Genomic DNA, 22095 nt, shown 5'->3' on the forward strand with positions numbered 1-22095 from the left:
GGCGGTGGCCGCCGCCATCGGCGTGAACGACGCTCACTGGTGCGCGTACCGGCCCTGTGGAGCGCGAAGGACCTTCGTGCCCCCGGGGCGTGCGCCGGTACGCCTGCCGGACTTCGCCCCCCGTGCGTCGGTGTCCTGACCGCGCGCACGCGAGCGCACCCGCGTACGCGGGCACGGGGGCGTCACGGTTTCTGAAGGTGTGCTCAGGCTTCTTCAGCGGATCTTCAGCGGGTTTGTCGGAGGCTTCCGGGGTCACTCCCCGTCCGCCCCGTCCGCCCCGTCGCAAGTGAGCCCCCGTTGCCCCTGAGCCCGATCCGTGCAGCCCGCGCCACGGCCGAGACCCGGCCCGTGCCCGAACGGTGGCGGCCCGCCGCCCAGGGGGCGGGGACGGCCCTGCTGCCCTGGGCGCTCGCCGCCGTGCTGTTCGCCGCCTACACCGCGCTGTCCGTCTCCCGCCATCTGCACCTGCGGACGAACGCCTTCGACCTGGGCATCTTCGAGCAGGCCGTGCGCGGCTACGCCGAGGGCCGCGCGCCGGTCTCCGAGCTGAAGGGGCCGGGGTTCCACCTGCTCGGGGACCACTTCCACCCGATCCTGGCCACCCTCGCACCGCTCTACCGGGCGTTCCCCTCCGCGCTCACCCTGCTCGTCGCCCAGGCGGCGCTGGTCGCCGTGTCCGCTGTCCCCGTGACCAGGGCCGCGGTGCGGGCGGTCGGCCGGTGGGCGGGCGCGGGCATCGGGGTGGCGTACGGGCTGTCGGTCGGCCTGCAACAGGCCGTTGGCTTCGACTTCCACGAAATCGCTTTCGCCGTACCGCTGTTGGCGTTCTCGCTGGAGCGGCTGATGCTCCGGCAGTGGCGGTCGGCGGTCGGCTTCGCCCTGCCGTTGCTGCTGGTCAAGGAGGACCTCGCGGCGACGGTCGCTGTCATCGGCTGCTACCTGTTCTGGCACGGCCGCCGCCGACTGGGCGCGAGCGTCGTCGCGCTCTCCGCCGCCACCCTGCTCCTGGTGCTGCTGGTCGTCATCCCGGCCCTCAACCCGGGCGGCGCCTACACCTACCTCTCCAGCGTCGACGGCCCGGCCGGCAACCCCGTGACCAGGCTGCTCCTGCCCGGCGAGAAGTGGCACACCGTCGTCACGATTCTGGCCCCCACCGCGTTCCTGGCGCTGCGCTCCCCGCTGATCCTGCTCGCCCTGCCGACGCTGGGCTGGCGCTTCTGGTCCACCAACCCGTTCTACTGGGGGACGGGCTTCCACTACGGCGCCGTCCTGATGCCGATCGTCTTCCTCGCCTTCGTCGACGCCCTGACCCGGCTCCGGCTCCGGTTCCGGGCCCGGCACGGCCTGCGGCGGTGGACGGTCCGCGGTTCCGTGGCTGTCGGGCTCGCCGTGACGGCCGCCGCCCTGCCCGCCCAGCCCCTCGCGGAACTGGCCCGCCCCGCCACCTGGCAGCGCGACGCGACCGTCGACGCGGTGAGCGCGCTGCTGCGCCGGATCCCGGACGGTGCCGAGGTGGCCGCCGCCAACGGCTTCGCGGCCCAACTCACCGGCCGCACCCGGGTCTACCTCTTCCCCCGCTACCCGGGCGGCCCCGGCGCGCGGCCCGACTGGGTGGTGGCAGCCGACCAGCCGCGGGACGGGCTCCTCCCCGCCCGCGACGAGGTCGAAGCCCTCCGCGCCCTCCCCGCCGCCGGCTACCACCCCGTCGCGAGCGCCGCCGGCATCACGGTCTACCGGCTCACCGACCCTGCGGGTTGACCCGGGGCGGTGGTGGGACGGCGGGAGGCATGGTGACAACTCGACGCCAACGTACGGTGGTTGCGCCGACGCGCGCAGGGCCCGCCACTTGCGGGGTGGCCCTGCGCGCGTCGGAGGGACGACAGGTCAGCGGGACGGAGGGACGGAGGGACGGCAGGTCGGCCTGGTGTCAGCTGAAGGAGAGGTCGGCGGTCAGGGTCGAGTCGGCGATGGGCCGGCCGGTTCCGAGCAGGACGTCGACGCAGTTGTCCACGAGCGGCTGGTCGCTGGTGACGTCCACGAGCGCGGTCAGCTTCTGCCCGGCCAGGCGGGTGGAGGAGGCGGTGACGGTGCCGGTGAGGGTCCCGGACCCGTCGACCTCGACGATGGCGATGTCGGTGACGGTGCTGGTCGCCTGCGTGCCGTCCTTCAGGTTCCAGGTGAAGGTCGCCGAGGAGCCCGGCGCCAGTGCCGGCGGTGTCGCCGGGCTGCAGCTGAGCGTGCCGAACCTGAGCGTCGCGGTGACGGTGCCGCCCGTCACGGCCGTCGGGCCGTCCAGCGAGTCAGTGCACCCGCTCGCCGTCCCGCCGGCCGCCATGGTGATGGACTGCGGGTCGGCCGAGAGCGGCGGGCTGAAGGTGACGGCGGCCTTCACGGCGCAGTCCAGGATTTCCGGGGCGGCCGGCGGGGCTGCGTCGGCGACCGGGGCCACGCCGGTGGACAGTGCGGCGAGGACGGCGGACACGATCACAACGCTTCGGCGTACGGACACGTGGGTTCCCTTTCTTTCGTCGGACCGGGAGTGAGGCCCACGCACTCGGAGCGGGGCGGGCCGAAGGGTGACGGTGGCACGGCGCGAGGAATTCCGGCCGCCGCCATCCCGGGAACCCCGCCGATGGGCCTCGAATGGTCCAGGACCGGGGCCCGGCCTCGCGGACCCGAGGGCGGCCGGGACGGAAGGCCGCCCGGTCGGTCGTCCGGGCTTGCGGGACGGGGTATCGGCGGACACCGTGAGTATGCGATCAGTCGCGCGTGCCCCTGCTGAACGGCCCGGTTCCTCTCCCACCAGGAGGCTTGTGATGTCCCCTCTCGTCCTTGTGCGCGGCCGCGTGGCGGCCGTGGTGTGCGCGTCGGCCGTCGTCCTCGGCGCCCTGGCGGCGGTCGGCGCCCCGGCGTGGGCGGACACGGGGCAGGCGGACAGCATGACCGCCACGCGGCCGGCGGAGGGCCGGCGCGCCTTGATCAACTTCGGCACGGTGAAGTGGTTCAACGCCGAGAAGGGGTTCGGCTTCATCGCGCCGGACGTCCCCGGCCCGGACCTCTTCGTCCACTACTCGTCCATCGTCGGGGTCGGGTACCGGTCCCTGGAGGAGGGCCAGCGGGTCGAGTACCAGGTCGAGCAGGGCCCCAAGGGCCCGCAGGCCGTCGACGTCGTCGGCCTCTGAGGGCGCGCGGAGCCCGTCAGGCCGCGTGGTCGAGGGCCGGCGCGGCCGCCGGCTGCGCCGTGGCCCCGGCGCCCTCGGCCTGCGCGCCCCAGCGGCGGGCCAGGACGGCGCAGACCATCAGTTGCAGTTGGTGGAAGAGCATCAGCGGCAGCACCATCAGCCCGGCCGCCGGGCCCGGGAAGAGGACGGTGGCCATCGGGACGCCGCTGGCCAGGCTCTTCTTGGAGCCGCAGAAGACGATCGCGACCAGGTCGGCCCGGCCGAAGCCGAGCCGGCGGCCGACCAGCAGCGTCGTGGTCAGGACCAGCGCCAGCAGCGCCGCCTCCGCCCCCAGCAGGGCCGCCAGCCGGGGCAGGGAGAGGGCGCCCCACACCCCGCCCACCACGGCGGCGCTGAAGGCGCTGTAGACGACCAGCAGGATCGAGCCGCGGTCGACCAGGCCGAGGACGGCGCGGTGGCGGGCCATCCAGGCGGCGATCCAGCGGCGCAGCACCTGGCCGGCGGCGAAGGGGAGGAGGAGTTGCTCGGCGATCTCCAGCACGGTGCCCGGCGAGACACCGCCCTTGGTGTGCAGGAGCACGGCGGCGAGCAGCGGGGTCAGGACGATGCCGAAGAGGCTGGAGAAGGTCGCGCTGCAGACCGCCGCGGCCGTGTTGCCGCGGGCGATGGAGGTGAAGGCGATCGAGGACTGCACGGTGGAGGGCAGCAGGGTCAGGAACAGCAGGCCCTGGTAGAGCTGCGGCGACAGCGCCGCCGGCACCAGCAGGTGGGCGGCCACCCCGAGCAGCGGGAAGAGGCCGAAGGTGACCGCGAGCACGGTGCCGTGCAGCCGCCACTGCTTGAGCCCCTCCCAGGCCTCGCGGGCGGAGAGTCGGGCGCCGTAGAGGAAGAACAGGACGGCGACCGCGCCGGTGGCGGCGTCGGAGAAGGCCGGTGCGGCGGCGCCGCGGGCGGGGAGCAGGGCGGCCACTGCCACGGTGCCCAGCAGGGCGGCGATGAACGGGTCGACCCGGAGGCGGGCGGGGCGCCGGGGCAGGTGGGAGCGGAGCGGACGGTTCGGGCGAGGCATGGTTCTCCGCGGTGGCGGTTCGGGTGGGATGGCCTCAGCCTGCCGCCCGCCGGGGTGATTGTGAATCCCGCTGGCGGAACTCACTGTCATCATGATCCGTGATATCAGCGGATAGAATGGCCAGGTGTTCGATCCGGTGCAGTTGAGGTCCTTCCTCGCGGTGGCCCAGACCGGCGGCTTCACCCGGGCCGCCCAGCGGCTGGGGCTGCGGCAGTCGACGGTCAGCCAGCACGTACGGCGGCTGGAGACGGCCGCCGACCGGCAGCTCTTCCTGCGCGACACCCACTCCGTGCAGCTCACCAGCGAGGGCGAGGCCATGCTCGGCTTCGCCCGGACGATCCTGGAGGCGCACGAGCAGGCGCTCGGCTACTTCGCGCAGACGCAGGTGCGCGGGCGGGTGCGGTTCGGCGCCTCGGAGGACTTCGTCCACACCGAGCTGCCGCAGATCCTGCGGAGCTTCCGGCGGAGCAACCCCCAGGTCGACCTCGAACTCACCGTCGGCCTCAGCGCCGTGCTCTACGAGCAACTGGCCGACGGACGGCTCGACCTGGTGCTCGGCAAACGCCCGCCCGGCGGTGGCTCGCAGGGCCAACTGGTCTGGCAGGACAAGCTGGTGTGGATCGCGGCGGAGGACTTCCGGACGGACCCGGCCGAGCCGCTGCCGCTGATCGTCTACCCGCCGCCCAGCTTCACCCGGGTCCGCGCCCTGGAGGTCTGCGAGCGCGACGGGCGGCCCTGGCGGATCGCCTGCACCAGCACCAGCCTCTCCGGGGTCCGGGCCGCCGCGCTGGCCGGCCTCGGGGTGGTGCCGCACGCCCGCAGCCTGATCCCGTCGGGCCTGCGGGTGCTGCCCGACCAGCCGGGCCTGCCCAACCTCGGTACCACCGAGTTCGCCCTCACCACGGGACGCACCACGGCGCGCGGCCCGGCCCGGGTGCTGGCCCAGGCCGTCCTCGCGGACGCGTTCCGCCTGCAACGCGCACCGGAACGGGCGGAGCCGTGACGGGGGGGGCGACGGCCGGGGGGTTGCCCCGGCCGTGGGCGAGCGCACGGCAGTGGTGAGGCGGCGGATCGGCGGGTTCCTTTCGCCGATGGTGACAGGAAGTCAAGGGCGGTGGCCGAAGTCGGACTTCACACCGCTCGGCCGTTGAACCCGACGGTTCTCCGGTCGCGTTACGAAGGCTGGAGCAGCCGGCTGACGCGGACAGGGAAAGGTCGGGAAAGATGCGATTTGGCGACATGCTGCACGGACACCGGAAGCACCGGGGCCTGACCCAGCAGCAACTGGCCGACCTCGCCACGCTGAGTGTTCGCGCGGTGCGCAACCTGGAACGGGGCGGGGCGCTGCGGCCCCGGCGGGAGACGGTGCGGCTGCTCGTGGACGTGCTGCGGCTGGACGCCGACCAGCGGGCGCAGTTCGAGTCGGCGGCGTTCCCCGAGGCCCCGGGCGGGGCGCCCCGTGATCGCGGCCCCGGCTTGCGGGCGCCCGGGGCGCGCGTTTGAGTGGGAAGGTACCGGCGGAATCGGGGGCGAGGAGGCGCCATGTCGCACCACAAGCCCAACAAGGACGTCGAAGGCGACCCGGACACCGGGCACGGGCGCGGTCTGCCCCGTCGGCCCGACGAGGAGGAGCTCGACGAGCGCACCGAGGAGGACCGCGAGGAGGTGGGCCTGCCCCCGGAGCCGGATCCGGAGGACACGCCCTGAGGCGTGTCCGACTCGCCCTAGGGTCCGGGGCTACTGCCGAGCCCGGTCGGAGCCGGGCTGCGGGCCGGTGGGGTCGCCCGCCTCCCCGGTCCTGGCCGGCCGGGTGTGGACCTTGGCGACGCAGGCCGGGAGGGCGGCGGCGTGGCCGTGGTCCCGGGCCCGGTACGCGCTGGGGGTCTCGCCGACCAGCTGGGTGAACCGCGAGCTGAACGAGCCCAGCGAGGTGCAGCCGACCGCCATGCAGACCTCCGTCACGCTCAGGTCGCCGCGCCGCAGCAGCGCCTTGGCCCGCTCGATCCGGCGGGTCATGAGGTAGCCGTACGGGGTCTCGCCGAAGGCGGCGCGGAAGCTGCGGGAGAAGTGGCCCGGCGACATCAGCGCGGTGTGCGCCAGCGCCGACACGTCCAGTGGCTGGGCGTAGTCGCGGTCCATCCGGTCGCGGGCCCGCCGCAGTCGGACGAGGTCGGGTAGGGGGACTCGGGACACCTGGGGCACGTCTGCCACGCTACCCGCCCGGTCCGACAGGGTCGCGCGCCGGCGTGCTTCGGGCGCTGCCCCGGGCCGCCTCGCCCCGGCCCGCCTCGCCCCGCCCCACCTGCTCCCGCGCCACCGTCCCTGCGTCCTGGGCTGTCCCCGCGCCCCACCGTTTGTTCGGACGAAATCCGGCTGAAGGTGCTGTTTTCGAGCATGGCGGCCGGTATCGGACGAACGGGTCCGGATTCGAACTGGTGGTGGAGTAGGTGTGGCGCTCTTGTCACGCGTGCACATGAAGTTTCGTCAATTCCCTTGCGGAGAGCTAAGATTGCCGATCTGCTGATGACTCCTGATCAGCCCGGGTGTGATAACCCGTCGATGATGAGAGCGGGACATTGGGAAGAACGAGGCAGCGAACGAGGTGCGTCGCGCAGGTCGCGGCGCTGACGATGGGATTGTCCGCTGCGGCGCTGGTGACGGCGCCGGCGGCCTTTCCACAGCCCGGCGACGGGACGGTGACCGTCCGGGTGATCCGGGCGGTGGACACCAGCGGAGTGTGGACACCGGCCCTGGAGCCAGGGCTCGCGGGCGTGAAAGTGACGCTCACGGATGACGCCGGGCTGGCGATCGAGGGGGTGACGGCGGCCGACGGGACGGTCACCCTGGCCCCGGCGGCGGCCAAGCCGTCCGGGGGCAAGTACCGGGTGCAGGTGGTGAATCCGAAGCCGGGCGTGCTGTTCCCGGCGTTCGCCTCCCGGCAGGGGCTGGACGGCGCGCCGACCCAGCTGAGCAGCAACGAGGAGTTCGTCGACCTCTCGGGCGGCAAGAACGTGGCGTACACCACCGGGCTCTGGAACCCCGGTGACTACTGCCAGAAGAACGCCCCGCTGGTCACGGCCTGCCAGCCGATGGACCGCGAGGGCGGGGCCCAGCGCACGCTGGTCTCCTTCCCGTACAGTGCGCGCGGCCAGGACGGCGAAGGCGTGACCGCCACGAACCTCGCCACCAACGCCGATACCGGCACGCTGTACGGCATCGCCTGGAACAAGGCCGATCGGCGGTTGTTCTCCTCGGCGGTGGCCAAGCGCACCACCGACTACGGTCCGGGCGGTGCCGGGGCGATCTACGTCACCGACATCGCGCAGAAGAAGACGACGCTGTTCACCACCGTCCCGAACGCGGGCTCGACGGCCCACGGCGGCGGCACCGACGACGCATTCCTCGACACGCCGGGCAGGGAGAGCCTCGGCGGCATCAAGATCACCGACGACGGCAAGGACCTGTTCGTCGTCAACCTCAACGACCGCAAGCTCTACCGCTACAACGCCACCGTGGCGGCCGCCGGAAGCCCGACGGCCTCCTACCCGATCCCCGACCCGGGCTGCCCGGCGGCGGGGGACTGGCGTCCGTTCGGCCTCGGCCTCCAGGACGGCACCGGCTACCTCGGCGGAGTGTGCTCCGGCGAGTCCACCGGCAAGCTCACCGACCTGCGCGCGGTGGTCCTGCCCTTCGACCTCGCCACCGGCGTGTTCGCCAAGCCGGTGCTGGACCAGCCGCTGGACTACCCGCGCCAGTCCACCGTCGGCTCGGGCCCGTGCGACGGTGCGAGCTGGTTCCCGTGGACGAGCACCTACCCGACCACGCAGAACGGCCGCCCGTGCGGCAACTACACCATCGCCCAACCCGAACCCGAGCTGGGCGAGATCACGTTCGAGACCGACGGCTCGATGCTGCTGGCCTTCCGCGACCGCTTCGGCGACCGCGCGCCGGGCTCCCCGGCGCCGGGCTCCGTCGCCGTCGTCATGTCCGGCGGTGACCTGAACAAGGCCTGCCGGGCGAACGGCACGTACGTGATGGACACCAACAACGGCTGCGGGCTCGCTCCCCGGGGCACCCGGTTCTTCGACACGACCTGGGGCGGCCACCGCAACACGGCGTTCGCCGGCATGGCGCTCTCCAAGGTCGAGAGCACCGTCGCGGTCTCCGCCTTCGACCCCAACCACACCGCCCTCGGGTACGGCACGTCGTTCCTCCAGCGGGCGAACGGCCAGCAGGACCCGCAGTTCGGCTTCCGGCTCAACCCGGCCGGGACGATCGCGCCGTTCGGCAAGGGCGCCTCGATGGGCGACCTGGAGGTGCTCTGCGACCAGGCTCCGCTGCAGATCGGCAACCGGGTCTGGTACGACCCCGAGCGCAAGGGCATCCAGAACCCGGGCCAGCGCCCCGTCGAGGGCGCGACCGTCCACCTCTACGACGAGTCGGGCAAGTTGGTCGGCACGACGAAGACGACGAAGCGCGGCGAGTACTACTTCGACGACTCGAACGTCACCGGCGGCCTCAAGCCGAGGACCAAGTACACGATCCGGCTCGACAACCCCGCGGACTACGCCAAGGGCGGGCCGCTCTACCAGTGGGTGCCCACCGACGCGGACGTCGGCGACAACCACTTCATCGATTCCAAGGGCCTGGTGCCGCCCGGCACGAAGTTCCCCGAACGGGCACTGAGCACCGGCGGGCCGGGCGAGAACGACCACACCTTCGACTTCGGGTTCCGGCAGCAGGAGGGCGCGCTGCGCCTGGTCAAGCACGACCAGGACGGCAAGCCGCTGGCGGGGGCGAAGTTCCAGCTGTGGCACGACACCAACGGCACCGACGGGTTGCAGACCGGCGGTGACAAGCCCGACACGGCGGTGGGCGGGCCCTGCACGACCGGCGCCGACGGCCTCTGCCAGGGCGCCGGGGTGCCGGGGACGTACTACTGGCAGGAGCTCAGCCCGCCCGACGGCTACGCGGCTCCGGACACCACCGTGTTCGGTCCGCTGGCGCTGACCTCCGACAACCTCGCGGACGGTGTCTCGGTGACGGCGGTCAACAAGCTGCTGCCCACCCCGACGCCGACCCCGACGCCGACCAACTCGTCGAGCCCGCCGAGCCCGTCGAGTTCGCCGAGCGCGCCGGAGCCGACCACGCCGCCGGGGCCGACGGAGTCGCCGAGCCCGTCGACGGTGAACCCGCTGCCCCCGCCCGGGGGACAGCTGCCCAACACCGGGGCCAACGCCCTGGTGCCGCTGGGGATCGTCGGCGGCGCGGTGCTGGTGGCGTCCGGCGGTGCGCTGGTCCTGGTCGCCCGTAGGCGCAGGGCGCGGCACCAGTAGGAAGCGGTGAGGAGGGGCGGGCCCGTGGCGCGAGTCATGCCACGGGCCCGCCCGCCGCTCGTTCGCACGACGGTGACGACAAGTACGACGGTCACGACCAGTACGACGGTGCTGACCAGGAGGAGGGCTGCCAGATGGCCCGTAGGAAGATCGGGAAGAGGGCGCGGCTGGGCCTGCTCGTCGGGGTGGTCGGCGCGGTGGTGGTTGCCGGGGCCACGGCCCTCGGGGTGACGGCCTGGGGCGAACCGGAGGAACGGGCGGTGACCATGGACGAGGCGTCCCGGCTGGCGCTGTCCCGGCTGACGCTGTACCAGGCCAGCCCGGCGGCGGTGGCGCTCACCGCGGCGGAGGGCGGCGGCGTGCAGATCCGGGTGGAGGGGGTGGTGGACTACCGCACCCGCCGGGGGGTGGGCCGCTACCAGGTCTCCGGGGCCTCGGGCCAGCTCGACCACGGCCTGATCATCTGGGACGGCGACGGCCTCGGGCTGGCCCCGGAGCCGGCCGGCTCCGGCCCCGCCTGGGAGCAGGCCGAGCACGTCCCCCGCTCCGGCTGGTCGCCGCGCTCCTACACGGCGGACCCGCTGGACGCCGGGCTCGGCCTGCTGGTCCGCCTCGGCGCCGACCGGCCGGACAACCCGCTGCTGCTCGCCCAGTCCGGGGCGCGCCTGCTCGGCCGGGACCGCATCGACGGCCGCGACTACGACCGCTTCTCCGGCCCGCGCGCCCAGGGCGCGGCCCCGGACGGCGGGCCGTCGCCGCTCACCTACTGGGTCGACGGCGACGGCTCGCTGCGCCGGGTCACCATGCGGATGCCCGGCCTGGGCACCCCGACGACCGTCGACCTCACCGGGCGGCAGGACGGCGTGCGGATGCCGGAGGCGCCGTGGGCCGCCGGGTGAGGCCCCGAGGCCGCCGGGGCCGCGGCTCACCGGGGCCCGGGCTCACCGGGGTTGCGGCACGGCGGCGGCGTCCGTGGGCAGGGCGTAGCGGTCCGGGTCGACGGGCCCCGGCAGGTCCGTCGCCGGCCGGCCGGGCGCCGACGGGTCGGGCAGGGAGGGCTGCGCGGCCGGGGCCTGCACCTGGTGGAACGGCACGCCGGGCGGCGCCATGACGGTGGCGGGCCGCCCGCCGGGGAGCGGGCCGCGGCCCTGCGCCCCGCACGCCGCCAGGCCCTCCAACTGGTCCGGGCTCTGGATGTCGGGCGTGTTGCCGGTGAAGCAGTTGCCGGGGTCGGTGGAGGCCAGTACGAGGTCGACGCCGTTGCCCGTGGCGCGGTTGCCCTCGACGCGGTTGCCGCTCGCCGGGTGTCCGGGCGGGTCGGTGACGATGACCCCGGCGGCGCGGTTCCCCTGGACGAGGTTGCGCAGCACCTGGTTCGCGGTGCCGCCGCCGATCCCGAGGCCGATGCCGAAGCCGCCGTCCGCCTGCTCCGGGGTGTCGGCGGCGTTGTTGTCGGTGATCACGTTTCCGGCGATCACCGCGCCGTGCTGCGGGGCGAGGGACTCCAGGTCGTTGGAGTTCACCGTCACGCCGACCCGGTTGCCGACCACCCGGTTGCCGAGGATGCTGAGCCCGTCGGAGGCGTTGGTCAGCTCGATGCCGACCGCGTTGCGCTCCACGGTGTTGCCGTGCACGAGGGTGTCGCAGGGCTTGCACTGGCCGACGTAGATCCCGGAGTCGGCCTGCCCGGAGGCGTAGGAGTCCTCGATCACGCCGCCGCGCGCGTCGAAGGCGTAGATGCCGTACAGGCCGTTGTCGTACGCCGTCACTCGGGAGGCCCGGAAGCCCTGGACGGGCGGGAAGCGGTTGGTGTCCAGCGGGTCGTACGCGGAGCCGCCGGCGCCGTGCCGTTGCAGGTGCTCGTCGGTGACGCCGGTGAACAGGACGCCGTTGGCGAGGTAGCCGTGCACGGTGAGGTTCTCCACCACCGAGCCGGCGCCGGTGACGGTGATGCCGTTGACGAGGCGCACCCCGCCGTTGAGGACGACGGTGTTGCGGTCCGTCCCGCGCAGGACGATGCGCGGCTTGGTGATCCGGACGCTCTCCGGGTACACGCCCGGGTGGACCAGCACGGTTTCGCCCTCGCGCGCGACGTCCACGGCCTGCTGCACGGTGGGGAAGTCCTCCGGGACCTGGATGACCGTACCGGCCGGATGGCGGGCCTCGTCGGAGGAGGAGCCCGATGCCGCGCAGCCGGCCAGCGCCAGGGTGGTGGCGAGCAGCGCCGCGGACAGCCGTCGCAGGGGCCTCGTGGCACGTGCAGGTGAGGGCCGCCGAGTGAAATGACGCATCATCAGGATTTGCATGAGAGGTGTTCTATCGTCTCCAATGTCGCCCATGCATGCCGAAACCGGAAAAGTGCGGAAACAGACGGAAGCCGCCGGACCCGGTGTCGAGCGGAGGGCGCTGCTCGCGGCCGGAGCGGTGCTCGCCGCCGGACTCGGCGCCGGCGTCCAGGCGTTGGCGCACGGCGGCCACGACGGCTCCGCGCAGCAGCACCCGGCGGCCCCGCCGCCCGACCCGGCGCCCCTCTTCCACGGCCCCCGCCAGGCCGGCGTGACCACACCGCCGCAACCCGCCACCCAGCTGCTGGCCTTCGACCTCGCACCCGCGACCACCGCCGGCGGCCGGGACGTCCTGCGCGGCCTGCTCGCGGAGCTCACCCGGCTGCTGGCCGCCGCGACCGCCGGGACCTCACCGGACCTGCGGCTCCAGGGCGCCGAACCAGCCCGGCTCACCAGCCTGGTGGGCGTCGGCCCCGACCTCGCCGCCCGGCTCGGCCTGAACGTCCCGGCCGCGCTCGCCGACCTGCCGGCCTTCGCCGGCGACCGCCTCGACCCGGCGCGCGGCGGCGGCGACGTCCTCCTCCAACTCTGCGGCGCCGACCGCTGGACGCTGACCGTCGTCGCCGAACTCGTCACCACCGCCGCCCGCGCCGCCGGGGCCACGCCCCGCTGGACCCAGTCCGGCTTCCTGCCCGCCACCGCCCCGGGCAGCACCGCCCGCAACCTGTTCGGCTTCAAGGACGGCACCGCCAACCCCGACGAGCCGACCGCCCGGCAGTGGGTCTGGGGCCCGGCGGGCGCGCACGAGAACGGCACCGTCCTGGTCTACCGGCGGATCCGGATGGACGTCGCCGCTTTCGCGGCCCTCCCCGCGGACCGGCGCGACCTGGTCATCGGCCGCCGCGCGGGCGACGGCGCCCCGCTCACCGGCAGCGCCGAACACGACGAACCGGACGTCTACGCCAAGAACCCGGACGGCTCCTACGTCATCCCCGCCACCGCCCACGTCCGGCTCAGCAGCCCCCGCCTCGACGGCGGCGCGCGCATGCTCCGCCGCGGCTACAGCTACGACGACGGCCCGGACGACCGCGGCCTGCTCTTCTGTGCCTTCATGCGCGACCCCGCCCAGTTCACCCGCGTCCAGACCCGCCTCGCCACCCGCGACGCCCTCAACCCGTTCGTCCAGCACCAGGCCTCCGCCGTCGCCTACGTCCTGCCCGGCGCCCCCGAGGGCGCCACGCTGGGCGAGCAGCTCTGGGGTTGAGGACGGTTTGCCCGCGACGGCCCGGGGGTCGACGCGGGCTGCTCGCTGCGGGCGGCCCGGCGCCCCCGGCTACCAGGTGACCGGCAGCTGGGCGGGGCTGCGGGTGGTGGTGCCGAGCTGCCAGGTGAGCCGGTCGACGGGGGTGGTGAGGCGCAGGCCCGGGAGGGCGGTGGCGAGGCGGCGGAGGGATTCGCGCATTTCCAGGCGCATCCGCCAGGCGCCGAGGCAGTAGTGGGGGCCCGCGCTGAAGGCGAGGGTCGGGGCGGGCAGGGGGTGGTCGAGGCCGGCGTCGAGGCCGTCGGGGAAGACGGCGGCGTCGCGGTTGGCACTGCCGAGGCTGACGGCGAGGACGGCGCCGGCGGGGATGTGGACGCCGCCGAGGTCGACCGGTTCGGTGGCGCGCCGGGTGGTGGCCTCGTCGTCGCCGAGCGGGATGAAGTGCAGGAGGCGTTCGGTGACGCGTTCGGTGGTGTCGGGATCGGCGAGGCGGGGCCAGTCCTCGGGGCGTTCGCCGAGCAGGTAGACGAGGGCGTTGCCGAGGGCGCCGGTGACGCTCTCGTTGCCGCTGGCGGTGAGCCCGCAGACCAGGTAGACGAGTGATTCCTCGGGGACGCCGCCGTCCTGGTCGGCGGCCTGGACGAGGCGGCTGACCAGGTCCTCGCCGGGGTGGTGGCGCCGGCGGGCGATCAACTCGCCGGTGTAGGCGGCGTATTCGGCGAGCGCCTCGGCCGGGTCCAGGGCGCCGTCGGCCGCGTCGCCGCCGTCGTCCGGGGTGCCGTCGGCGAGGATCGCCCTGGTCCAGCGGCGGAGCCGTTGCTCGTCGAGGTGGTCCGGGCCGTCGCCGTCGAGCCCCATCAGGCGGCTGGTGACGGCGAAGGGCACCGGCCGGGTGAAGGCGGTGACCAGGTCGGCGGGGGTGCCGCCGGCCGCGAGGGCGTCGACGGCCTGCTGGACGCCCTCCGCGACCCAGGGCTGCCAGCCGGCGATGGCGCGTGCGGTGAAGGCCCGTTGGACGGTGCTGCGCAGCCGGCGGTGTTCCGGCCCGTCCTGGTTGAACATCGAAGCCGGGTTGCTGGAGACGTCGGCGCCGCCGCCGGGGGTGCCGACGGTGGCCAGGTCGCCGCGGGTGAAGCGGGGGTCGGTGAGGGTCTGGCGGACGTCGTGGTAGCGGGTGACCAGCCAGGCGGGGGTGCCGTCAGGGAGGGTGGTGGGGTGGGGCGGCTGGGCGGGGGTGACGGGGAGTCGGTGCAACGGGGGGAGGGCGGGTGCGGCGGTGGACATGGGTCCCTTCGGGGTCGGCGGTCCGGCGCGGGATGAGAATCCAACTGTCGTATTTACGTAGATCATTGGATTCCGCTGCTGCTTGTCCCGTTGGTCCCGATGGTAGCGATTTCACCTCCTCCGGTCAGGGTTTCACCGGGGCCTGTCCGGCGCGCATCCCGCCGGGCGCATCCCGCCGGGCATACCCCCACCCCGTAAGTCGAACGCCCCCGACGGTCCTGCCGTCGGGGGCGTTCGGCTGGTGCGACCTAGCCGAGGCGGTCGACCAGGTCGTAGCCGGCCTCGTCGATGGCGGCGGCGACGGCCTCGTCGGCGAGCGGCAGGGTGCTGTCGACGGTGACCTTGCCGGTGGCGAGGTCCACGGCGACGTCGGTGATGCCGTCGATCTTCCGCAGTTCGGCGGTCACCGAGGTGACGCAGTGGCCGCAGGTCATGCCCTTGACCTGGAAGACGGCCCGCCCGGCCGTCCCGGTGGCGGGGGCCTCGGTGGCGCCGGTGCCGCAGGAGCCGCAGCAGGAGGCGGCGGTCTCGGTGGCGGTCCCGGTGGCGGGGGACTCGACGGTGACGGTGGTCTCGGACATGGGGGTGCTCCTGTCATCAGTGCCCGGCGCCGGCCGCAGGTGCGGTCGGCCGCTTCGCCTGGAGAACGTACCATACCCCCCAGGGGTAACTGAGGGCGTCGCTCGCGATGGCCGTGAAACGGACTCGACCGATCGTCAACTGATCCTTGTGGCAATCTCGTTGCGCCCTTCCGGCAGGGTGGAAGCGGCCGCCCGCATCCCGGCGGCCGGCCCCGGCAGGCGGCCGACCCCCATCACCCGAGGTGACACCCCATGGACCACACCACCCGACCCGGAGCGCGCGGCCCGCGCGGACTGCGCGAGATCCTGGCGGTCGGCGAGCGGACGTACTCCTTCGAGTTCTTCCCCGCCAAGGACGACGCCGGTGAGCGCTCCCTGTGGGCCGCGATCCGGCGGGTGGAGGCGGTCGCGCCGACCTTCGTCTCCGTCACCTACGGCGCCGGCGGCTCCTCGCGCGACCGCACCATCGAGACCACCGAGCGGATCGCCGCCCAGACCACGCTGCGGCCGGTGGCCCACCTGACCGCCGTCGGCCACTCCACCGCCGAGCTCCAGGCCGTCCTGCGCCGCTACGCGGACGTCGGGATCCGCGACGTCCTCGCCCTGCGCGGCGACCCGCCCGGCAACCCGAACGGCGCCTGGGAGCCGCACCCCCGGGGCCTGCGGCACGCCGCCGAACTGGTCGAACTGGTCAAGGGCTGCGGCGCGTTCACGGTCGGGGTGGCGGCCTTCCCGGAGCGCCACCCGCGCTCGGCGGACTGGGCGGACGACATCCGGCACTTCGTCGCCAAGTGCCGGGCGGGCGCCGACTACGCCGTCACCCAGATGTTCTTCGACGTCGAGCACTACCTGCGGCTGCGCGACCGGCTCGCCGAGGCCGGCTGCGACACCCCGGTCATCCCGGAGATCATGCCGGCCACCGACGTCCGCCAGATCGCCCGCTTCGCCGAACTCAGCGGCGCCTCCTTCCCGGCGGGCCTGGCCGCACGGCTGGAGGCGGCCCGCGGCGACCGGCCGACCGCTCACCGCATCGGCGTCGACCACGCCACCCGGATGGCCGAGCGCCTGCTCCGCGAGGGTGCGCCCGGCCTGCACTTCATCACGCTGAACCGCTCCACCGCCGCCCTGGAGATCCACCGCAACCTCGGGCTGGACCGGGCGGCGCAGCCGTCGGCCCCGCTGGCGGCGGCCTGACGGAGGTCTGACAGGGGTCTGGCGGGGGAGCGGCCGGGCCCCCGGCGAGGTGCGAGGGGTGATACCCGGTACGGGTATATGGTGCTCGGCGCTGGCGAACCCGGGGCACCAGGGAAGGCGGACCCACCATGCACGCGATCCTGCACGCGCTGTCCATCGCCGGATCGATGACCTGGGAGATCGCCTGGGCGCTGATCCTCGGCTTCCTGCTCTCCGCCGTCGTCCAGGCCGTCGTCCGCAAGTCCACCGTCGTCCGGCTGCTCGGCGACGACCGCCCCCGCACCCTCGGCGTCGCCGCCCTCCTCGGCGCGGCCTCCTCCTCCTCCTGCTCGTACGCGGCCGTGGCCCTCGCCCGCTCGCTGTTCCGCAAGGGCGCGGACTTCACCGCCGCGATGGCCTTCGAGATCGCCTCGACCAATCTGGTCGTCGAACTCGGCGTCATCCTGGCCCTGTTGCTCGGCTGGCAGTTCACGGCGGCGGAGTTCGTCGGCGGGCCGGTGATGATCCTCGTCCTCGCCCTGCTCTTCCGGCTGCTGCTGCGCGACCGGCTGCTGCGTGAGGCCCGCGCCCAGGCCGAACGCGGCCTGGCCGGCTCGATGGAGGGCCACGCGGCGATGGACATGTCCGTCGCGGGGGAGGGCTCCTTCGCCCGGCGGCTGCTGTCCCGGCAGGGCGTCACGGCCGTGTCGCACGTGTTCGTGATGGAGTGGGCGGCGATCCTCAAGGACCTCGTCCTCGGGCTGCTCATCGCCGGTGCCATCGCCGCCTGGGTGCCGGACTCCTTCTGGCAGGCGTTCTTCTTCGCCGACCACCCGCTCGCCGGCCGGCTGTGGGGTCCGCTGGTCGGCCCGCTGGTGGCGATGGCGTCCTTCGTCTGCTCGATCGGCAACGTGCCGCTCGCGGTGGTGCTGTGGAAGGGCGGGATCAGCTTCGGCGGGGTCGTCGCGTTCATCTTCGCGGACCTGCTGATCCTGCCGATCCTCAACATCTACCGGAAGTACTACGGGCGTCGGACGGCCCTGTTTCTGCTCGGCACCTTCTATGCGGCCATGGTGGCGGCCGGCTACACCGTCGAGTTCCTCTTCGGCGCGCTCGGCCTGGTCCCCGACCAGCGCGAGGCCGAGATCCCGATGGCGGGCATCGAGTGGAACTACACCACCTGGCTGAACATCGTCTTTCTGCTCCTCGCCGCCGCCCTGCTCGCCCGCTTCCTGCGTACCGGCGGCCGCGCCATGCTCCGGATGATGGGCGGCGAGCCCGCAGTCGGGGACGGGCGTCGGCACGACCGGCACTGACGCCCGGCAGCAGATACCTCCCGGGGGTTTCGGGCGGGGCGGATCGCCGACCCGGAAGATACCTGCTGGGGGTATCCGCTTGTTCTGTGTACCCCAGGGGGGTATAAAGGAACCCGACGCCGACCGATACCCCCCGAGGGTATGGAGGTCGGACCGGAGACGCTCAGCACGTCCCCGGAACGACGACTGTCACGAGGAGCAACGATGACCACCCAGGCACCCGCCTCCACGGAGGTGGAACTCTCGATCGGCGGCATGACCTGCGCCTCGTGCGCGGCCCGGATCGAGAAGAAGCTCAACCGGATGGACGGCGTCTCGGCGAGCGTCAACTACGCCACCGAGAAGGCGAAGGTCGCCTTCCCCGCGGGCGTCGACGTCGCCGACCTGATCGCCACCGTCGAGGCCACCGGCTACAGCGCCGCGCTGCCGAAGCCGCCGGCCGCCGAAGGCCCGACCGGGCAAGCCGGGCAGGCCGAGCCGGTCGACGAACTCGCCCCGCTGCGCCAGCGGCTGGTCACGGCCGTGGCGCTCGCGGTGCCGGTGATCGCGATGGCGATGGTGCCGGCCCTGCAGTTCGACAACTGGCAGTGGCTGTCGCTGGTGCTGGCCTCGCCGGTGGTCACCTACGCCGCCTGGCCGTTCCACCGCGCCGCCTGGACCAACCTCAAGCACGGCGCCGCGACCATGGACACCCTGGTCTCGCTCGGCACCGGCGCCGCGTTCCTCTGGTCCCTGTGGGCGCTGTTCCTCGGCGACGCCGGGATGCCGGGCATGCGGCACGGCTTCGAGCTGACCATCGCCCGCAGCGACGGCCCGTCGAACATCTACCTGGAGGCGGCGGCCGGCGTCACCGCCTTCATCCTGGCCGGCCGCTACTTCGAGGCCCGCTCCAAGCGCACCGCGGGCGCCGCGCTCAGGGCGCTGCTGGAACTGGGCGCCAAGGACGTCACCGTGCTGCGCGGCGGGGCCGAGGTCCGGATCCCGGTCGGCGGCCTGGCCGTGGGCGACCGGTTCGTGGTGCGGCCGGGCGAGAAGATCGCCACCGACGGCGTGGTGGTCGAGGGGGCCTCGGCGGTGGACGCCTCGATGCTCACCGGCGAGTCCGTGCCGGTCGAGGTCGGCGTCGGCGACCAGGTCACCGGCGCCACCGTCAACGCGGGCGGCCGGCTGGTGGTCGAGGCCACCCGGATCGGCGCGGACACCCAGCTGTCCCGGATGGCCCGGCTGGTCGAGGACGCGCAGAACGGCAAGGCCGCCGCCCAGCGCCTCGCCGACCGGATCTCCGCCGTCTTCGTCCCGATCGTGATCGTCCTGGCGGTGGCCACCCTCGGCTACTGGCTGGGCACCGGCGAGGGCTGGACCGCCGCCTTCACGGCAGCGGTCGCGGTGCTGATCATCGCCTGCCCGTGCGCCCTGGGCCTGGCCACCCCGACCGCGCTGCTGGTCGGCACCGGCCGCGGCGCCCAACTGGGCATCCTGATCAAGGGCCCGGAGGTGCTGGAGTCCACCCGCAAGGTCGACACCATCGTCCTGGACAAGACCGGCACCGTCACCACCGGCCGGATGACCCTGCTCGCCGTGCACACCGCCGAGGGCGTCGACGAGGCCGAGGCACTGCGCCTGGCCGGCGCCCTGGAGCACGCCTCCGAGCACCCGATCGCCCGGGCGATCGCCACCGCCGCCGCCGAGGCCGGTGAGCTGCCCGCGGTCGAGGGCTTCGAGAACGTGCCGGGCCTGGGTGTCCAGGGCGTGGTGGACGGCCACGCGGTGGTCGCCGGCCGGGAGGCGCTGCTGAACGACTGGTCGCAGTACCTGCCGGAGGGCCTGGCCGCGGCCAAGCGCGCCGCCGAGGCGGCCGGGCGGACCGCGATCGCGGTGGGCTGGGACGGCGGGGCCCGGGCCGTCCTGGAGGTCGCGGACGCGGTCAAGCCGACCAGCGCCGAGGCGATCGCCCGGCTGCGCGGCCTGGGCCTGACCCCCTTGCTGCTGACCGGCGACAACCGGGCGGTCGCCGAGGCCGTCGCCGCCGAGGTCGGCATCGCCCCGGAACACGTCATCGCCGAGGTCATGCCGCAGGACAAGGTCGCCACCGTCAAGCGGCTCCAGGCCGAGGGCAAGGTCGTGGCGATGGTCGGCGACGGCGTCAACGACGCGGCCGCCCTCGCCCAGGCCGACCTGGGCCTGGCCATGGGCACCGGCACCGACGCCGCGATCGAGGCCGGCGACCTCACCCTGGTCCGCGGCGACCTGCTGGCGGCGGCCGACGCCATCCGGCTCTCCCGCAAGACCCTGGCCACCATCAAGAGCAACCTGTTCTGGGCCTTCGGCTACAACGTCGCCGCCCTTCCGCTGGCCGCCGCCGGGATGCTCAACCCGATGATCGCGGGGGCCGCGATGGCCTTCTCCTCGGTCTTCGTGGTCGGCAACAGCCTGCGACTGCGCCGCTTCCGCTGAGCGCGGCCGAACGCTGAACCGCCCACTCCACTGAGCCCGCCCACCCTGCTCGACCCGCCGTGGCCCCGGAACCGCACCTGGTTCCGGGCCCACGGCGCGTTCCGTTCAGCCCCGCGAAGCCCCGCTTCAGCCCTGCTCGGGCAGCGCCACCGCCTGCCACCGGTACGCCGCGTCCTCCTGCCAGCACTGCAACTCGCCCTCCACCACCGCGGCCAGGCACAGCCGCCAGTCCTCGCCCATCGCGAGCGCGACCCGGGTGGCCGGGCGCAGCGTCGGCCGCCACCAGCGCGGCCGCCGGGAGGCGCCGCCGGCCGGCAGCCGCAGCCGGACGCCGCCCGCGCCGGCCAGCGCCACCGTCGGGCCGCCCCGGTGGCCGGCCATCGCGACGCCGAGGGAGGGCTCGCCGTCGCCGATCTCGGGGGCCGGGCCGGCCGTGTCGAGGGTGTGCAGCTGGACGGAGCCGTCCGGGCGCAGCGTGGCGGCCTGCGGTCCGGCGGAGGTGCGGGCCAGCGCCCCGGCGCGCAGGGCGCCGGGCGGCCCCAGCGGGGCGGGGCGCTCGGCCGAGCCCGGTCGCCAGCTCAGCACCTGCTCCCGGTGCTCGACCAGGACCAGCCAGGATCCGGCCCGTTCCTCCAGGGCGGCGAGCACCCGGTCGGCCGGGCAGCCGGGCAGCTCCTGGCCGGTGAGGGTGAGGCCGGGCGCCCAGCGGTAGGAGCGCAGGGCGCCGCCGGCCGCCGTCCAGACCGTCATCTCCCCGGCGGAGTTGACCGCCCCGGCGAGCCCGCTGACGCCGCGCGCGGCCTCCCACCAGCCGGCCGAGGTGCCGACCCAGAGCGTCCCGCCGCGGTCCTCGGCGCAGACCACCAGTTCGCCCTGGTGTCCGGCCCAGCCGGCCAGCAACTCCCTGACCGGGCCGGGCCCCTGGCCGGCCGGCAGGCGCTGCCCGTGGTGTCCGGGGCCGGCCAGTGCGGTGCCGTCGGCGCCGCCGGTGACCAGCAGCGGCCGGCCGGCCCGGTCGGGCAGGACGGCCAGGCCCGCGGTGCGCGCCACCGGCCGGCGGGAACGCAGGAGTTCGCGGCCGCGGCCCACCCAGGGGCCGAGCGGGGAGGGGCGGCGGTCCGGTTCACGGGCGAGCGGTTCGCAGGCCCAGCGCGCCAGGTCCTCGCCGTAGCCGGCGGCGAGGAGTTCGGCGCGGGCCTGTTCGGCGGCGAGCCGGTGGTCGAGCCGGCCGTGGTCGGGCAGCAGCAGGGTGCGGGCGAGGGTGCCGACCGCGAACAGGTCCTTGGCGGTGGTGGGGAAGCCGCCGACCTGCTCGGCCTCCGGCGGGACGTGCCCGGGGGTGAACACCGCGACGGTGAGGGTGTGGTCGAGCGGGGCCAGGAAGGTCAGGTCGATCAGCTTGACCTGGTTCTGGGCGTCCACCAGGACGTTGGCGGGGGAGATGTCGCGGTGCACCCAGCGTTTGCGGTGCAGTTCGTCGACGATCCGGCAGAGCCGGGCCAGCACCTCGGCCACCGCCGCCGGGCCGCCGCGCTGGGTGCGGGCCCAGGTGTGCAGCGGCACGCCTTCGACCCAGGGGGAGATCTGGTAGCCGAGCAGCCCGGCGGAGGGCGCGGCGCCGGGCCGGTGCGGGGAGGGGCCGAGCAGGAAGCTGGGCACCACCAGGTCGTTCACGCCCAGGCGGTGGGCGTTGTGCGAGACGTCGTCCCAGCGGCCGAGCCAGCGCCGCACCTCGGAGGGGTCGCGCTCCAGCATGATCTTCGCGGCGACGAGTTCCTTGAGCCCGCTGTGGCCGGTCCGCACCGCCCGCCACACCTCGGCCTCGCCGCCCCGGTGGTGGAATTCCAGGAGCTCGTACTGCTCGGGGTCGAACTCCGGCCCGAACCGGAGCCCGGGCACCCAACGCGACTCGGACACGCATCCCCCGACTGGACCCTGTTGGCCTGTTCGCCCCGACCCGGCCTCGGGCCGGTTCCCGCGCGGTGGTTCTCACACCGCTTCCGCTGCGTCGCCCAGGATAGTGCTCAATTCTGTTCGTCTGTCCGGTGGAGGGCCTATTCTGATGGGCGCCCGATCAACATCGAAACGGCGTCAACTCATGATCACACACCTTGTGTTGATCATCGATCGGCGTATTTCCAAGCGCAGGGGGAC

The 22095-nt window shown here is 74.1% G+C and carries 18 protein-coding genes; 11 read left to right on the top strand and 7 right to left on the bottom strand.

The genetic code is table 11. The features are described from left to right. Positions 1 to 348: 348 nt before the first annotated feature. Positions 349 to 1758, top strand: a complete 1410-nt coding sequence (locus ACFWPI_RS15295) for a DUF2079 domain-containing protein (protein WP_380370649.1) — start codon at positions 349 to 351, stop codon at positions 1756 to 1758. A 169-nt stretch (positions 1759 to 1927) separates the two neighbouring features. Here ACFWPI_RS15295 and ACFWPI_RS15300 read toward each other — a convergent pair whose 3' ends face one another. After that, positions 1928 to 2482 carry a hypothetical protein gene (locus tag ACFWPI_RS15300; protein WP_380370646.1) on the bottom strand — a complete coding sequence of 185 codons (555 nt, stop codon included), beginning with the start codon at positions 2480 to 2482 and terminating at the stop codon, positions 1928 to 1930. A 457-nt stretch (positions 2483 to 2939) separates the two neighbouring features. On the opposite strand from ACFWPI_RS15300, the gene ACFWPI_RS15305 reads away from it, so the two are divergent. Then, positions 2940 to 3182, top strand: a complete 243-nt coding sequence (locus ACFWPI_RS15305; RefSeq protein WP_380370797.1) for a cold-shock protein — start codon at positions 2940 to 2942, stop codon at positions 3180 to 3182. 16 nt (positions 3183 to 3198) lie between these two features. Here the strand turns inward: ACFWPI_RS15305 and ACFWPI_RS15310 are convergent, their stop codons facing one another. Beyond that, entirely contained in the window at positions 3199 to 4251 is a 1053-nt protein-coding gene (locus ACFWPI_RS15310) for a bile acid:sodium symporter family protein (protein WP_380370644.1), read from the bottom strand. 124 nt (positions 4252 to 4375) lie between these two features. Here ACFWPI_RS15310 and ACFWPI_RS15315 point away from each other — a divergent pair, with 124 nt between their 5' ends. The 3 genes from ACFWPI_RS15315 (at position 4376) to ACFWPI_RS15325 (ending at position 5958) form a co-directional block, all read left to right on the top strand. After that, positions 4376 to 5254, top strand: a complete 879-nt coding sequence (locus tag ACFWPI_RS15315) for a LysR substrate-binding domain-containing protein (protein ID WP_063346601.1) — start codon at positions 4376 to 4378, stop codon at positions 5252 to 5254. A 221-nt stretch (positions 5255 to 5475) separates the two neighbouring features. After that, positions 5476 to 5754 (top strand): helix-turn-helix domain-containing protein, encoded by a 279-nt coding sequence (locus tag ACFWPI_RS15320; protein ID WP_380370641.1) that lies wholly within the window; start codon positions 5476 to 5478, stop codon positions 5752 to 5754. 39 nt (positions 5755 to 5793) lie between these two features. Further along, complete coding sequence (locus ACFWPI_RS15325; RefSeq protein WP_380370639.1) at positions 5794 to 5958, top strand: hypothetical protein; 165 nt, start codon at positions 5794 to 5796, stop codon at positions 5956 to 5958. A 30-nt stretch (positions 5959 to 5988) separates the two neighbouring features. On the opposite strand, the gene ACFWPI_RS15330 is transcribed toward ACFWPI_RS15325, so the two are convergent. Then, positions 5989 to 6390 carry a helix-turn-helix transcriptional regulator gene (locus ACFWPI_RS15330; protein WP_380370795.1) on the bottom strand — a complete coding sequence of 134 codons (402 nt, stop codon included), beginning with the start codon at positions 6388 to 6390 and terminating at the stop codon, positions 5989 to 5991. A 491-nt stretch (positions 6391 to 6881) separates the two neighbouring features. On the opposite strand from ACFWPI_RS15330, the gene ACFWPI_RS15335 reads away from it, so the two are divergent. Together ACFWPI_RS15335 and ACFWPI_RS15340 are read left to right on the top strand one after the other, a co-directional pair. Beyond that, on the top strand, positions 6882 to 9587 hold the full coding sequence (locus ACFWPI_RS15335; protein ID WP_380370636.1) for an SdrD B-like domain-containing protein: 2706 nt from the start codon (positions 6882 to 6884) through the stop codon (positions 9585 to 9587). A gap of 134 nt (positions 9588 to 9721) precedes the next feature. Continuing rightward, entirely contained in the window at positions 9722 to 10486 is a 765-nt protein-coding gene (locus tag ACFWPI_RS15340) for a hypothetical protein (RefSeq protein ID WP_063346597.1), read from the top strand. Positions 10487 to 10528: 42 nt separating this feature from the next. Here the strand turns inward: ACFWPI_RS15340 and ACFWPI_RS15345 are convergent, their stop codons facing one another. Next, positions 10529 to 11893: a nitrous oxide reductase family maturation protein NosD gene (locus ACFWPI_RS15345; protein WP_380370633.1), complete on the bottom strand. Its 1365-nt coding sequence runs from the start codon at positions 11891 to 11893 to the stop codon at positions 10529 to 10531. Between the two features lie 31 nt (positions 11894 to 11924). Between ACFWPI_RS15345 and ACFWPI_RS15350 the strand changes: the two genes are divergently transcribed. Further along, positions 11925 to 13136, top strand: coding sequence for a Dyp-type peroxidase (locus tag ACFWPI_RS15350; RefSeq protein ID WP_380370631.1), 1212 nt, complete (start codon positions 11925 to 11927; stop codon positions 13134 to 13136). Between the two features lie 69 nt (positions 13137 to 13205). On the opposite strand, the gene ACFWPI_RS15355 is transcribed toward ACFWPI_RS15350, so the two are convergent. Beyond that, on the bottom strand, positions 13206 to 14417 hold the full coding sequence (locus ACFWPI_RS15355) for a cytochrome P450 (RefSeq protein ID WP_380370629.1): 1212 nt from the start codon (positions 14415 to 14417) through the stop codon (positions 13206 to 13208). 248 nt (positions 14418 to 14665) lie between these two features. Further along, complete coding sequence (locus tag ACFWPI_RS15360; RefSeq protein WP_380370626.1) at positions 14666 to 14998, bottom strand: heavy-metal-associated domain-containing protein; 333 nt, start codon at positions 14996 to 14998, stop codon at positions 14666 to 14668. 252 nt (positions 14999 to 15250) lie between these two features. Here ACFWPI_RS15360 and metF point away from each other — a divergent pair, with 252 nt between their 5' ends. The 3 genes from metF to ACFWPI_RS15375 all read left to right on the top strand — a co-directional run bounded on the left by metF (position 15251) and on the right by ACFWPI_RS15375 (position 19941). After that, positions 15251 to 16192 carry a methylenetetrahydrofolate reductase [NAD(P)H] gene (gene metF, locus ACFWPI_RS15365; RefSeq protein ID WP_380370624.1) on the top strand — a complete coding sequence of 314 codons (942 nt, stop codon included), beginning with the start codon at positions 15251 to 15253 and terminating at the stop codon, positions 16190 to 16192. 128 nt (positions 16193 to 16320) lie between these two features. Then, entirely contained in the window at positions 16321 to 17487 is a 1167-nt protein-coding gene (locus tag ACFWPI_RS15370; protein ID WP_380370621.1) for a permease, read from the top strand. Positions 17488 to 17691: 204 nt separating this feature from the next. Beyond that, positions 17692 to 19941: a heavy metal translocating P-type ATPase gene (locus ACFWPI_RS15375; RefSeq protein WP_380424827.1), complete on the top strand. Its 2250-nt coding sequence runs from the start codon at positions 17692 to 17694 to the stop codon at positions 19939 to 19941. Between the two features lie 126 nt (positions 19942 to 20067). Here ACFWPI_RS15375 and ACFWPI_RS15380 read toward each other — a convergent pair whose 3' ends face one another. Next, the gene (locus tag ACFWPI_RS15380; RefSeq protein WP_380339735.1) at positions 20068 to 21858 is read right to left on the bottom strand and encodes a protein kinase; all 1791 of its coding nucleotides are present in this window, start codon (positions 21856 to 21858) and stop codon (positions 20068 to 20070) included. Positions 21859 to 22095 lie beyond the last annotated feature (237 nt).

The sequence above is a fragment of the Kitasatospora sp. NPDC058492 genome, assembly GCF_042720685.1.
Taxonomy (GTDB): Bacteria; Actinomycetota; Actinomycetes; order Streptomycetales; family Streptomycetaceae; genus Kitasatospora.

Excerpts from the sequence above, each read along its gene's own strand:
- ACFWPI_RS15320 (WP_380370641.1), top strand. The coding sequence starts at position 5,476 with ATGCGATTTGGCGACATGCTGCACGGACACCGGAAGCACCGGGGCCTG.
- ACFWPI_RS15340 (WP_063346597.1), top strand. The coding sequence starts at position 9,722 with ATGGCCCGTAGGAAGATCGGGAAGAGGGCGCGGCTGGGCCTGCTCGTC.
- ACFWPI_RS15305 (WP_380370797.1), top strand. The coding sequence starts at position 2,940 with ATGACCGCCACGCGGCCGGCGGAGGGCCGGCGCGCCTTGATCAACTTC.
- ACFWPI_RS15345 (WP_380370633.1), bottom strand. The coding sequence starts at position 11,893 with ATGCAAATCCTGATGATGCGTCATTTCACTCGGCGGCCCTCACCTGCA.
- ACFWPI_RS15310 (WP_380370644.1), bottom strand. The coding sequence starts at position 4,251 with ATGCCTCGCCCGAACCGTCCGCTCCGCTCCCACCTGCCCCGGCGCCCC.
- ACFWPI_RS15335 (WP_380370636.1), top strand. The coding sequence starts at position 6,882 with ATGGGATTGTCCGCTGCGGCGCTGGTGACGGCGCCGGCGGCCTTTCCA.
- ACFWPI_RS15375 (WP_380424827.1), top strand. The coding sequence starts at position 17,692 with ATGACCACCCAGGCACCCGCCTCCACGGAGGTGGAACTCTCGATCGGC.
- ACFWPI_RS15330 (WP_380370795.1), bottom strand. The coding sequence starts at position 6,390 with ATGGACCGCGACTACGCCCAGCCACTGGACGTGTCGGCGCTGGCGCAC.
- ACFWPI_RS15355 (WP_380370629.1), bottom strand. The coding sequence starts at position 14,417 with ATGTCCACCGCCGCACCCGCCCTCCCCCCGTTGCACCGACTCCCCGTC.
- ACFWPI_RS15360 (WP_380370626.1), bottom strand. The coding sequence starts at position 14,998 with ATGTCCGAGACCACCGTCACCGTCGAGTCCCCCGCCACCGGGACCGCC.
- ACFWPI_RS15325 (WP_380370639.1), top strand. The coding sequence starts at position 5,794 with ATGTCGCACCACAAGCCCAACAAGGACGTCGAAGGCGACCCGGACACC.
- ACFWPI_RS15350 (WP_380370631.1), top strand. The coding sequence starts at position 11,925 with ATGCATGCCGAAACCGGAAAAGTGCGGAAACAGACGGAAGCCGCCGGA.
- ACFWPI_RS15370 (WP_380370621.1), top strand. The coding sequence starts at position 16,321 with ATGCACGCGATCCTGCACGCGCTGTCCATCGCCGGATCGATGACCTGG.
- metF (WP_380370624.1), top strand. The coding sequence starts at position 15,251 with ATGGACCACACCACCCGACCCGGAGCGCGCGGCCCGCGCGGACTGCGC.